The sequence below is a fragment of the Erysipelothrix aquatica genome (genome assembly GCF_009828775.2).
GTDB classification, from domain to species: domain Bacteria; phylum Bacillota_I; class Bacilli_A; order Erysipelotrichales; family Erysipelotrichaceae; genus Erysipelothrix; species Erysipelothrix aquatica.
Genome location: NZ_WTSY02000023.1, coordinates 21937 through 33453 on the forward strand (window position 1 = coordinate 21937; position 11517 = coordinate 33453).

Below are 11517 nucleotides of genomic sequence, written 5' to 3' on the forward strand. Positions count from 1 at the left end.
AGCAAAAGATGGTGGACTAAGATAAAGGTCTTCGTGCCACAAGGGCACCAATCACAATCCCTACCAAAATACTAACAATTCCATACTCTATAAAGTTACTTCCAATGATTCCAAGAATTATACAAATACCGAAAATTGTTGCATCATGTTCGTATTGCTTCTTTTTCTTATGCATTAAGCAACCTCCGTTTCTTACCTCATTATATGAAAGAAAACGGCGCAATGGCACACCAAACTGTATTTCAATTGTTCTTGTTTTCAGAAGACGTGTAGGTTGATTGTGTATCGGAATATGGCTAATTACCTTGTGCATGTATCGATTTAAGCAAGAAAACATACGACGTAATCACCAAGACTTGTGTAAATGGTGGTATTCCCATATATTGAACATAAACGGAGGTATCTTTATGAAAACAATAAATGAAGACCGAATTAAGTATTATAGTTACTTGTTGTACAGCTTAATTGTTCCATGGATTTTATCACTCAGTGATATTCTCGGCATCGCTAATGTATGGGTTACATTAATTTTTTCGATTTTGATTCTTGCGAGTTTTGGGGTAACTGTTTATGCACTTTCCAAACTTAAATCGCTTGGAATTGGAAATGATCATTTAGATATGTCGTTTAAATACTATAAATATGCAGTTTACACATTCGGTGGTTTATTTATTTTTACGTTACTCATTATTGCAGCACCATTCGCAATGATCTTCGTCGCTATCTTAGCATTTGTCGCTGCGATTTTTCTCATTATTGCGAATTACTTTCTTTTCTGTGGTGGTGATCCGTCATTTGTTGAGAAATTTAAAATGCTTTACATCGTCATCGTTGTGGCAGGAATTGTGATATCGACGGTGGCTCAATTAAATCCAAGTTTCAAAGTACTCGCAACGATAATCCAAAATGTAGCACAAATTTTAGTATTTATAAGTATTTACAAAGCTTTGAAAGAATTTCAATTAGTTGCCAATAATAACGTGTAGGTATTGACGGTAGATTTTTACACTGTGCTAAATTAGAAGATGAATCGAGACAATCTGTTTGATGGCATCTATTCTAGCGATTCAAGATGCTTATATACCGAGCAATCGTCATTTTATCTTTGATTGAGTTGTTAACAATATGATAAAAAAAGTTTGAATGTAAAGATCCCTTAGAGTTACAACAAACTGTTGTAATAATATCTAGGCATTATCGATTCAATCCCAGCACAACGACTGAGTTTGCAACACGAAAAATGACAAAGCGACCGTTAAATTTGTACGGTTTTAAATCAATGAAAACAATAAAAAACGCACTGTTCAGTGCGTATTATTTATATATGGCAGGGGTAGCAGGACTCGAACCCACATTAACGGTTTTGGAGACCGTTGCTCTACCATTGAACTATACCCCTATCGATTGCTCACAAATAATATCATAGTCTTATACCAATTACAACCTGTTTTTGATATAATATTTCAAGAGGTGCAAAGATGAAAATAATAATGGACGAAAGTGCTATCAATCGCTCACTGATTCGTATGACACACGAAATCATAGAACGGAATAAAGGTCTCGATAAAGTCGTTTTATTAGGAATCGAAACCCGTGGAGCCACGCTTGCATTCCGGATTGCAAAGCTCATGGAAAAAATAGAAAAAGTAAGTGTCCCAGTTGCATCGCTGGACATTAGTTATTGGCGCGATGATCTCAAATCAAAAGATCAAGCATTCCGATTACCAATTAGTGTGCAAGACCGCGTTGTTGTTATTGTTGATGACGTGCTATTTAAAGGAAGAACCGTACGTGCGGCAATGGATGGCATTGTCTATAACGGAAGGCCACAACAAATTCAATTAGCTGTGCTTGTTGATCGCGGACATCGCGAATTACCAATTCGTGCAGATATCGTCGGAAAAAATATACCAACCGCTCTCGAAGAAAAAGTTAAAGTAAAACTTCGCGAAGTTGATGGGGAAGAAAGCGTTACAGTTCAATAGAAGCCCATTACGGGCTTTTCTATTCATAATCTAACTTTAGGAGGTACGTTATGAGAATAGGACTCTTTACAGATACCTATACACCAGATATAAATGGTGTCGTAACATCGATTGTTACATTAAAAGATGCACTTGAACGAGAAGGTCATACTGTATTTATAATTACAAACCAGCCGTCTATTGCATCAACAAGTTATGAAAATAATGTCTTAAGATTGCCAGGTGTTGAACTCAAGTTCTTGTATGGTTATGTTCTCAGCAGTCCAATTCATATTCAGGCACAAGCAGTTATTGAAGAAATGGAATTGGATGTCATTCATGTTCACTCGGAATTCGGGGTCGGGATGTTTGCTCGCATCATTGCGCGAAATCTACGTTTACCTCTTGTTTCGACATATCATACAACCTATGAAGACTATACCCACTATGTGAACCTGTTGGGCTTGAAGTCGGTGGACCATTTGTCTCGGATTGCTGTAGCAAAAATGAGTCGTATGTTTACCAAAACAGCACAAATTATTATTGCACCATCAGAGAAAACTAAAAAAATGCTTTTGGGTTATGACATCAAAAAAGAAATTGCTGTTATTCCAACAGGACTCGACTTGGAACGTTTTGATAAACGTGATGATGAAGCTGTTAAAGCCATTCGCAGTACGTACGCGCTGCAAGGGATTCCGTTATTCGTTTACATTGGGCGTCTTGCTAAAGAAAAAAGTATCGATGTTGTTATACGTAGCTTTAAGGAATTAGTTGTTCGTGAAGGCTGTGATGCACGTTTAATGATAGTTGGGGCCGGACCTTCCGATGATGATTTGAAAGAACAAGCTAAAGACTTAGGGATTCAAGATAACGTTATTTTTGTTGGACGAGTGCCGTCAGAAGAAGTCGTCAACTACTATCATGTTGCCGATGCCTTCATTTCCGCATCATTGACGGAAACACAAGGATTAACTTATATTGAGGCACTTGCATGTGGACTGTGTGTGTTTGCGCGACCTGACCGTCCATTAGATGGTATTATCGTTGATGACGAAACCGGATACCTGTTTGAAGATGCCACAACATTTGCTGATAAAGCAGAAGCGTTTATCAAAGCATCTGAGCAAGAGCATGAGCGAATCCGTACGAATGCGTTAATGAAAGCAAGTACGTTTGACAGTAAACTCTTTGCTGAGAACATGCTTGCAGTTTACCGCCGTGCTGGCGATATGTACCATGGACGATACAATGTCGTTGGTGTTGAAGAGCGCAGCGATGGTCAAAGTGAAATTACAATTGAATCTAAAGGAAACACAGAAACACTACTTATTGATGAATTCATTCAAGAACGCCGTGAAATTAAAGAAGGTGATACATTGTCACGTCTCGAAATAAATGAAATGGAAGATGATCAACAAATATACGAAGCCTATCAAATTGCGCTTCAGCGGATTGGACTTCGGGATTATACATCCTATGAAATGGCGGATTATCTACGCTCTAAGTTCGATCTAAATGAAACACAGATTGAAATTGTTGTTGATTTGCTCGTTAAACGACGCTTTATCGATGATGAGCGATACTTCCGTGATAAAATTGATTACCACCGTGAACAAAATCGTGGAAATTATCGAATCTTTGAAGATCTACAGCGCCGTGGTTTTGCGAGCGATAAAATAACAGAAGCACTTGAAAGTGAAGACCAAGATCTTTATATAGAACGAGGTATCGAACGTGCAAATGCCTATTTGAATACCTTAAAAGATGGATCGCATCGTCAACGCGTCGATAAGGCAAGCCAACACTTATTGCGGCAAGGTTATGACTACAACGTCATTAAAGAAATTATGAATCGCATTGATGATTTCTACGGTGAGGACGAAGAAATGAGTAGTTTGCGTCTCGTTATTGACAAGGCGTGGTCACGATACTCAAAACGCTATGATACCGAACGCGAAATAAAGAATCATGTTGTGAAACATGCGCTATCAAAAGGATATGATTATGATCTTGTATCCCGAGTAATGGAGGAAAGAAATAATGAAAATTAAAGAATTACAAAATGGACAAAAGTTCGAAGGTCCACTCTTGGTTGGACGGTTTGTACGTGGAGTAACCCAAAGTGGTGCGCCATATTTGTCAATTACCTTCCAGGATAACTCGGGTGAAATTGAAGGAAAGGTTTGGGATTTGAAACCTGAAATTGAAGCAATGGTTCAAGTCGGCCTTATCCTTGAAGTTAAAGGTGATGTAAATCAATACCGTCAGGCGTTGCAAATGCGTGTTCACACTCTTGAATTTAAAGATCAAAGCCAATATGCGTTGGATGACTACGTGAGCGCAAGTACCTATGACTTATCATTCTTAAAAACTGAAATTGAATCATTTGTAACCGCGATTGAAGATCCAATCATTAAAGAGCTTGTAGTTGCAAACCTTGAAGCAGTAGGTGATCAATTCTATCAATATCCAGCCGCAACGCGAAATCATCACGATTTTGTTGGTGGTCTTGCAACACACGTTTATGGTATGGCTAAGGCAGCAAATGCAATTTGTGACTTGTATCCACTTTATAATCGTGATTTGCTCATCGCGGGTGTTATTTTGCACGACATGGGTAAAATTGAAGAGTATACAGCGCCAATGCTTAGTGAGTATTCTGTAACAGGACGACTTCTCGGTCACATATCAATTATGCATGCTAACTTTACGGCAATTGCCGAACGGATCGGTCACGCTGATAAAGAACAAACATTGATTCTACGTCATATGATTTTGTCACACCATGGCCAAATGGAATACGGTTCACCAGTGATGCCGATGATTAAAGAAGCAGAAATGCTTAATATCATTGATAATCTCGATGCACGTACCAACATGTTTGAGAAATTCTATGATGATCTTCCTGAGGGCGAATTCAGTCCACGGATGTTTGCTCTAGATAATCGAAATTTCTACAAAGCAAAGGGAATTAAATAATTTGAGAACACTTATTGTTATACGATAAGTGTTCTTTTTTAGGTAATTGACAGAAGATTGTCCTAAACGAGCAAAAGTTTCGCTAACATACTTTATGTTTTAAGAGATTTGTATTATGGTTATAGCATAAAGGGAGAGATTATGACTATCATAAATAAAATCAATAGTGCCATTCAAAATGACACACCCATTTCAGATGAAATTATCACATTGATGTTAACTGAAATTGGGTCAATAGATCCTGTTTTACGTGATAATACAATCTATTTAGGGTTTTGTAATTTGTTTGAAACAGAACACCTTAATCTTGCGCAAAAAAATGTGATCTTGGATCACGTACTCACTGAAAACAAGTTATTCCTAAATATTGATGGACCAACCTCAGATAGTGTCTTCGCACGGAGTTTTACATCATTACTTATGGTGATATTATTGGAAGACCATTATAAAAACCCATGGATTGCATCCAAGGATGAAAAAGCGTTGGTGATGGATGCTGTACGATATTTTAGAATCGAAAATGACAATCGAGGCTTTGTCGAAGAAAAAGGATGGGCCCATGCATTTGCCCATGGTGCAGATCTGATTGCTAGCGCATCGCGCTCTGTTTACTTTCAAGAAATTGAAGTTGTTCAGTGTTTGGAAGCAACACGCCGTGCGTTGGTGGATGTAGGGGGGTTCCTATATGGAGAAGAGGGACGACTCGCGAAGGCTAGCACAAACATGAGGGTGAACGGAAAGCTAAATGATGCCGTATTTGCAGAATGGTTAGGGAACAATTCGCGACATCTTGATGATTTGCAACAGTATGAAGTCTGCTGGAAAAATTATTTACTTGCATTGAATTTTACATTGATGAATGAAAACGTTTTGGGTGAAAAAACGGAACGTGCAATTAAAATGTCTTTAAATTTATTTTATAAACGATATCGATCATTTTAAGTGTCTCTTTTCGTTATCATATGAATTAAGCGAGAGACATAATTATTCAATTGAGAAAAGTAGGAGTACTCCGCGATGATTGATGCGATTTTAGCAACCAATGATTATTCTAAAATTACCACATTTTTACTCACAAATTCTAACCTTCCGGGAAGAATGGCAAATTTAACACTCGCCAATCAAGTTGCCGACTATTATATGAATAATGACTATAATTTTGCTTACTTGAGCGCGGTGACGTTGAGTCATAATGATGCTAATGCACCGGAGGTATTTGTTGTAATGTGCAAACTCATTACATTAGGGAGTATTTTTGAACGACTGAGTAGCGATGAAAAAGTTGTAGTGTTAAACGTATTGTCAGCGTCAGCAAATGATTCATGGCGTATTAAAGAAGCAGTGGCCATGGCATTTCAAAGGATAGGAATGTATAATGAGATACTGCTTATAGATACATTCAATTCATATTTGAAGATAGGCACATTTTCACAGAAAAGAGCGGTTGTCGCGACGTTGGCTGACTATCAATTGTTAGAAAGCCGAGTATTGTGCGATTATTCATTGGTCGTGTCTGATTGTCTTCTAGGGGAAATCAGCGTATTATCACCACGTCTTTATAAACATGAGGACTTCAAAGTTTTAGAAAAAGGTCTTGGGTATGCCATCAGTGTCTTTGTAGCGGTAAATCATAAACAGGGATTTGAGTTATTATCGAAGTATGCTGAAAGTGATAATAAGGTTATCAAGAAAATTATCAAATCAAACTTAAGAAAAAAGAGACTTGCATCGAAATATCCTGGCGAAACGGAATCAGTAAAGAAATTGCTGGGTTAAACCGTACGGGTATAACATAATTATCCTAGGACGACACGCTTAGCTCAAGAAGCTTTCGTGATTTGAGAATGGTTACATTACGTTTACACGGTGCCTCCGATTCTATCGTCAGGAACAGTTGATACAAAATGTTTTAAAATAACAAATGTCATGGGAAGTTATTAAATCACATTATATTAAATAGACATATCATATTTTTTAAACTGTTAAGTAAAAAGACTTGACACCTATAATGTCGAATGCTATACTCATAAAGTAAATTACATTTAGGAGGCTTTTATAATGGCAGTTAAATTACGTTTAAGAAGAATGGGATCAAAACAAAAACCTTTCTACCGTATCGTTGCAGCTGATTCACGTGCACCACGTGATGGACGTTTCATCGAAATCGTAGGATACTATGACCCAACACAATCACCAGCAGAAGTTAAAGTTGACGAAGCTTTAGCAATGAAATGGTTATCAGTCGGTGCTCAACCTTCAGATACAGTTCGTAGCATTCTTTCAAAAGAAGGTATCATGACTCGTTTTCATGAATCAAAATTAGCGAAATAATTATGAGACCGGTTGAAGATATTCTATATGATTTAGTGTTGCCATTAGTGGAAGACGAAAAGAGTTTGAGTGTCAAAAGGTTACCGAGTTTGGATGAGAATGAGATTATTCTTGCAATTTATGCTGAAAGTTCAGATATTGCACGTTTAATCGGCCGTCAAGGCGTCATGGCCCATGCAATTCGACAAACAATGTCAATTGGTTCACGCGTCCTTGATCAAAGAATTTCAATTAAATTTGAATCATATTAGGGATGTACTTAAGTACATCCCTTTTTTGGAGGTAAATATGTCATTAATAAGTATTGGTATTGTCCAAAAGCCACACGGAGTCCGTGGAGAATTAAAAATTTTTCCTAAAACTGACTTTATCAAAGAACGATTTAAAAAAGGACAAGTCGTTCAATTTCAATTAAACGGTAAAACAACAAAGCTTGTGATTGAAACAACGCGCATGCATAAAGGATCAGTTCTCATTAAATTTGAAGGACTTAATTCCTTGAATGATGTTGAATTTTTTCACAAAGGTGAACTCTTTGTACCGCGTGATGAAATGCATGAATTGCCTGAAGATGAATACTATTTTGTCGATTTAGTAGGGTGTGGTGTGTATCGCGATAATGAACACATCGGCACTGTTACTGAAATTGTTGAAACACCTGCGCACCCAGTCATGCGTATTGAAGGGGAAGAACGCGATATTTTAGTTCCGTTTGTTGAACGTTTTATTGCTTCAGTTGATATTAGTGAAAAACGTATTGATATCAATTGGATGGAGGGACTGTAATGAAGATTAGTGTTATTACGCTTTTTCCAGATATGTTTACAGGCTTCAAAACGTCATCAATTATTAATAAGGCGATTCTAAAAGGAATCGTTGAATATGAAGTTGTCGATATGCGTTCATTTACAGAAGACCGTCACAATCGGGTCGATGATTATCCCTATGGTGGTGGTGCTGGTCTTGTTTTAATGTGCCAACCTGTTATCGATGCAATCAAAGCAACGCGCACAGAAGAATCATTAGTAATTATGATGACGCCACAAGGTAAGACATTGAAACAATCTTTAGCGTATGATTTAAGCAAGCATGAGCATCTTGTACTTGTTTGTGGTCATTATGAAGGTTTTGATGAACGAATTCGAATGTATGTGGATATGGAAATGTCGATTGGTGATTATGTATTAACGGGTGGAGAAGCTGCTGCGATGGTAATCTCAGATGCAGTTATTCGCCTCGTTGATGGCGTCATCACTCAAGAGTCTCATGAAGATGACTCATTCAGTGATGGATTGTTGGAATATCCACATTACACCCGTCCTCGTGTCTATGAGGGTCATGAAGTACCGGATGTACTTGTTAGTGGGCATCATGAGAACGTCAAACGATTCCGTCTTAAAGAGTCGTTACGAAAAACACAACGTGTTCGTCCTGATCTATTAGAAAATCGTGAATTTTCAAAGTTAGAACAAACATTGATGGAAGAAATTGCACAAGAAAATCAGGGGGAGTAAACAATCGTTTACTCTTTTTGTTAATTTGTTGACACATATTGAGTGAAAAGCGATAATAAACCATACGAAAGAGGTGATGAGATGAAACGAATTCTAATAACTGCTGGTGCAACATCAGAGCCCATTGACGCAGTCCGATCAATCACAAATAATGCGACAGGTAAACTAGGTAGTTATATTGCTGATTATGCTGTTAAGCAAGGAATTGAAGTTCATTATGTGTCAGGAGCCACCGCATGCCAACCAACACAAGCAGTCAAGCGGTACGTGACGACGGGTGTTGATTCAGTGTTGGGTGTGTTAGATCAGTTGATGAGGCGCTATCAATATGATGCTGTTATTCATTCGATGGCAATTAGCGACTATCGTGTTGCGGCAACAGCTCATTATCAAGGAAGCTATCTAACTGAAATTGTTGCTCAAGATGCCCATCAAAAGCTTCCATCATCCAATGATCACCTTGCCATTTTACTTGAACCATCACCCAAAGTTATTGGCTATATTAAGAAAAAACAGCCGGATACCCATCTGGTAGGATTTAAACTATTAAGTCAGGTGTCAGTTGACACATTAGTTCGCGTTGCCCAAAATTTAATGATTAAAAATGATTGTAGTTTTGTGGTTGCAAACGATGCAGCGGATATTTCGGGAGACCAGCATCGCGGCTACATTGTAGACGAAAAAGGTATTATGAAACAGTACGAAACAAAAGAAACCCTAGCACAGGGGATTCTCCAGGAGGTTCAAAGTTTATGGATAAAAAATCAGTGATTTTAGGTGTCAGTGGAAGTATAGCGGCGTACAAAGCAGCAGATATTGTAAATCGTTTAAACAATAGTAATGTTGATGTTCATGTCATCATGACACAGGCATCCCAAGCTTTTATAACACCATTAACATTGCAGACATTATCGAAGAATCCAGTTCACTTTAATGTACTGGAAGAAAAAATTGCGACCGAAATTGCTCACATAGATATTACCAAAAAGGCAGATCTATTGATTGTTGCACCAGCTACCGCCAATACAATTGGTAAATTGGCACACGGTATTGCTGATGATATGCTTAGCACGTCGGTATTGGCACTTAATCAAAGTATCAAGAAAATAATAGCGCCGGCCATGAATCAAAACATGTATGGGAATCCTGTGGTTCAAAAAAACTTACAACAACTTAAAGAGTTAGGCTGGCTTGAAATTGAACCACGGACATCTTTACTAGCGTGTGGTGATGTTGGCAAAGGTGCGTTAGCAGATGTAGATATGATTGTGCAAACAGTCCTCGAGAATTTACAATGATGAACCGTCTTGTCATTAGTATAGGTAATACCCATACCCGATGGGGATTTATGCATAATGGAATCCTAAAACAATTTAAAATTGCGAATGTCGAGACGGTCGAAACAGTGAATCAGGCGATTACAGATTCAACTACGAATCTTTCGGCACAATTTGATTCAATCAAAGTAGCATCAGTAGTCCCATCACGCACAGACCACCAGATTAATTTGTTAGAAGGTACTTATTTAAGTACAGTTGACCAGGTAAGACTGAGTGATTTACAAAAGGTCGATTTCACTGTGTACGATGGCCTTGGGATTGATCGCGCTCTCATTGTTCACGAGGTTTTTAGAACAACTGAAAGCGCAGCAATAATCATCGATTTTGGTACAGCGATGACTGTCAACGTTGTCGATAAAACAGGGGTCTTTGTTGGCGGAACCATAGTTCCTGGACATCAAGCGATGCTTAATGCTATGCATGTTAGTACTGCGGCATTACCTGAATTGCTTCCGGAATGTACGCCACACGATTGGCTTGGTGATTCAACACCGTCAGCGATGCAATCAGGAACAGCTTATATGATTGCAAGTTATGTAAATTCACTAATTAAGACAATGGCCACCCGCTTCGTGCCGTTAAATGTAGTAGCAACGGGTGGTGGTTATAAATCGATACAATCGTTAGTGACTAGCGATATTGAAGTTATTGACGATTTAATTCTAAGGAGTTTATTGAATTATGATGCAGCATAAAACTAAGAATCTAACGACCCTTGCATTGCTATGTGCGCTGCTAATGATGTTGGCATTAACGCCGTTAGGATTTCTGCAAATAGGCCCTGTCCGTTTAACATTTATCCATCTCCCTGTGATTGTAGGGGGGATTTTACTTGGAACCAAAGGTGGGTTGATTATGGGGTTCATCTTTGGGCTTGCGAGTCTTTGGACGAATACGATGGCACCATCTCTTTTATCATTTATGTTTTCGCCTTTAATTCCACTTCCAGGGACAACCCAAGGATCGTTGTGGGCAATGGTTATTTGTTTTGGACCACGGATGTTACTAGGATTTTTATCTGGATATTTGTATCAAAAAGACTTCAGAGGATTTAAACTGGGAGTTTGTGTTACACTGATCCACACGATGCTAGTCTTTGGCGGTATGTTGCTTTTCTTTGCTCCTGTCCTCCAGGAGGTACTGCATGTATCCATTTCGGGGTTATTTATGTTTTTAGGAACGCTTCTTTTAACAAATGCTATTCCAGAAGCCTTTACGGCTGGATTTATAACAAAATACAGTATTCCTCGAGATCACAAATAAAAAACATGGGCTAGCCATGTTTTTCCTAAATTCAAATCTCAACCGCACCACCAAGGTGCGGTTGTTTTTGTATAATAAAAGGAGCCCACCCGACTAAAAGGAGCTCCCATATGAAGTATAAGC

Annotated in this window: 15 protein-coding genes and 1 tRNA gene; 14 read left to right on the forward strand and 2 right to left on the reverse strand. The window is 38.3% G+C overall.

What is annotated here, in order from left to right:
* Nucleotides 1-16: 16 nt before the first annotated feature.
* A complete protein-coding gene (locus GVV20_RS07255) occupies nt 17-175 on the reverse strand; it encodes a hypothetical protein (protein WP_159741283.1) in 159 nt (52 codons plus the stop codon).
* Between the two features lie 232 nt (nt 176-407).
* Here GVV20_RS07255 and GVV20_RS07260 point away from each other — a divergent pair, with 232 nt between their 5' ends.
* A complete protein-coding gene (locus GVV20_RS07260; RefSeq protein ID WP_159741282.1) occupies nt 408-986 on the forward strand; it encodes a hypothetical protein in 579 nt (192 codons plus the stop codon).
* Between the two features lie 339 nt (nt 987-1325).
* Here GVV20_RS07260 and GVV20_RS07265 read toward each other — a convergent pair.
* Nucleotides 1326-1399: transfer RNA gene (locus tag GVV20_RS07265), tRNA-Trp, on the reverse strand.
* Nucleotides 1400-1478: 79 nt separating this feature from the next.
* Between GVV20_RS07265 and pyrR the strand changes: the two genes are divergently transcribed.
* The 13 genes from pyrR (at nt 1479) to GVV20_RS07330 (ending at nt 11394) form a co-directional block, all read left to right on the forward strand.
* Nucleotides 1479-1985: a bifunctional pyr operon transcriptional regulator/uracil phosphoribosyltransferase PyrR gene (gene pyrR / locus GVV20_RS07270; RefSeq protein ID WP_159637848.1), complete on the forward strand. Its 507-nt coding sequence runs from the start codon at nt 1479-1481 to the stop codon at nt 1983-1985.
* A gap of 50 nt (nt 1986-2035) precedes the next feature.
* Nucleotides 2036-4018, forward strand: coding sequence for a glycosyltransferase (locus GVV20_RS07275; RefSeq protein ID WP_159741281.1), 1983 nt, complete (start codon nt 2036-2038; stop codon nt 4016-4018).
* Nucleotides 4008-4946, forward strand: coding sequence for a 3'-5' exoribonuclease YhaM family protein (locus GVV20_RS07280; protein ID WP_159741280.1), 939 nt, complete (start codon nt 4008-4010; stop codon nt 4944-4946). Before GVV20_RS07275 ends, GVV20_RS07280 begins: the two co-directional genes overlap by 11 nt.
* Before the next feature lie 141 nt (nt 4947-5087).
* Nucleotides 5088-5888 (forward strand): DUF2785 domain-containing protein, encoded by an 801-nt coding sequence (locus GVV20_RS07285; protein ID WP_159741279.1) that lies wholly within the window; start codon nt 5088-5090, stop codon nt 5886-5888.
* Nucleotides 5889-5963: 75 nt separating this feature from the next.
* Complete coding sequence (locus GVV20_RS07290) at nt 5964-6722, forward strand: hypothetical protein (protein ID WP_159741278.1); 759 nt, start codon at nt 5964-5966, stop codon at nt 6720-6722.
* A 282-nt stretch (nt 6723-7004) separates the two neighbouring features.
* Nucleotides 7005-7277, forward strand: a complete 273-nt coding sequence (gene rpsP / locus GVV20_RS07295) for a 30S ribosomal protein S16 (protein WP_159637840.1) — start codon at nt 7005-7007, stop codon at nt 7275-7277.
* Nucleotides 7278-7279: 2 nt separating this feature from the next.
* Complete coding sequence (locus GVV20_RS07300; protein WP_159637838.1) at nt 7280-7528, forward strand: KH domain-containing protein; 249 nt, start codon at nt 7280-7282, stop codon at nt 7526-7528.
* Nucleotides 7529-7565: 37 nt separating this feature from the next.
* On the forward strand, nt 7566-8063 hold the full coding sequence (gene rimM, locus GVV20_RS07305; RefSeq protein WP_159741642.1) for a ribosome maturation factor RimM: 498 nt from the start codon (nt 7566-7568) through the stop codon (nt 8061-8063).
* Nucleotides 8063-8791: a tRNA (guanosine(37)-N1)-methyltransferase TrmD gene (trmD, locus tag GVV20_RS07310; protein ID WP_159741643.1), complete on the forward strand. Its 729-nt coding sequence runs from the start codon at nt 8063-8065 to the stop codon at nt 8789-8791. Before rimM ends, trmD begins: the two co-directional genes overlap by 1 nt.
* An 81-nt stretch (nt 8792-8872) precedes the next feature.
* Nucleotides 8873-9562 carry a phosphopantothenoylcysteine decarboxylase domain-containing protein gene (locus GVV20_RS07315; protein ID WP_159741644.1) on the forward strand — a complete coding sequence of 230 codons (690 nt, stop codon included), beginning with the start codon at nt 8873-8875 and terminating at the stop codon, nt 9560-9562.
* Complete coding sequence (locus GVV20_RS07320) at nt 9544-10089, forward strand: phosphopantothenoylcysteine decarboxylase (protein ID WP_159741645.1); 546 nt, start codon at nt 9544-9546, stop codon at nt 10087-10089. Before GVV20_RS07315 ends, GVV20_RS07320 begins: the two co-directional genes overlap by 19 nt.
* Nucleotides 10086-10826, forward strand: a complete 741-nt coding sequence (locus tag GVV20_RS07325) for a type III pantothenate kinase (RefSeq protein ID WP_159741646.1) — start codon at nt 10086-10088, stop codon at nt 10824-10826. The genes GVV20_RS07320 and GVV20_RS07325 overlap by 4 nt, the downstream gene beginning before the upstream one ends.
* Nucleotides 10813-11394: an ECF transporter S component gene (locus GVV20_RS07330; RefSeq protein WP_159741647.1), complete on the forward strand. Its 582-nt coding sequence runs from the start codon at nt 10813-10815 to the stop codon at nt 11392-11394. Before GVV20_RS07325 ends, GVV20_RS07330 begins: the two co-directional genes overlap by 14 nt.
* Nucleotides 11395-11517 lie beyond the last annotated feature (123 nt).

Excerpts from the sequence above, each read along its gene's own strand:
- GVV20_RS07325 (WP_159741646.1), top strand. The coding sequence starts at position 10,086 with ATGATGAACCGTCTTGTCATTAGTATAGGTAATACCCATACCCGATGG.
- GVV20_RS07300 (WP_159637838.1), top strand. The coding sequence starts at position 7,280 with ATGAGACCGGTTGAAGATATTCTATATGATTTAGTGTTGCCATTAGTG.
- GVV20_RS07290 (WP_159741278.1), top strand. The coding sequence starts at position 5,964 with ATGATTGATGCGATTTTAGCAACCAATGATTATTCTAAAATTACCACA.
- GVV20_RS07260 (WP_159741282.1), top strand. The coding sequence starts at position 408 with ATGAAAACAATAAATGAAGACCGAATTAAGTATTATAGTTACTTGTTG.
- GVV20_RS07330 (WP_159741647.1), top strand. The coding sequence starts at position 10,813 with ATGATGCAGCATAAAACTAAGAATCTAACGACCCTTGCATTGCTATGT.
- trmD (WP_159741643.1), top strand. The coding sequence starts at position 8,063 with ATGAAGATTAGTGTTATTACGCTTTTTCCAGATATGTTTACAGGCTTC.
- GVV20_RS07285 (WP_159741279.1), top strand. The coding sequence starts at position 5,088 with ATGACTATCATAAATAAAATCAATAGTGCCATTCAAAATGACACACCC.
- rpsP (WP_159637840.1), top strand. The coding sequence starts at position 7,005 with ATGGCAGTTAAATTACGTTTAAGAAGAATGGGATCAAAACAAAAACCT.
- GVV20_RS07280 (WP_159741280.1), top strand. The coding sequence starts at position 4,008 with ATGAAAATTAAAGAATTACAAAATGGACAAAAGTTCGAAGGTCCACTC.
- GVV20_RS07320 (WP_159741645.1), top strand. The coding sequence starts at position 9,544 with ATGGATAAAAAATCAGTGATTTTAGGTGTCAGTGGAAGTATAGCGGCG.
- GVV20_RS07315 (WP_159741644.1), top strand. The coding sequence starts at position 8,873 with ATGAAACGAATTCTAATAACTGCTGGTGCAACATCAGAGCCCATTGAC.
- pyrR (WP_159637848.1), top strand. The coding sequence starts at position 1,479 with ATGAAAATAATAATGGACGAAAGTGCTATCAATCGCTCACTGATTCGT.
- GVV20_RS07255 (WP_159741283.1), bottom strand. The coding sequence starts at position 175 with ATGCATAAGAAAAAGAAGCAATACGAACATGATGCAACAATTTTCGGT.
- rimM (WP_159741642.1), top strand. The coding sequence starts at position 7,566 with ATGTCATTAATAAGTATTGGTATTGTCCAAAAGCCACACGGAGTCCGT.
- GVV20_RS07275 (WP_159741281.1), top strand. The coding sequence starts at position 2,036 with ATGAGAATAGGACTCTTTACAGATACCTATACACCAGATATAAATGGT.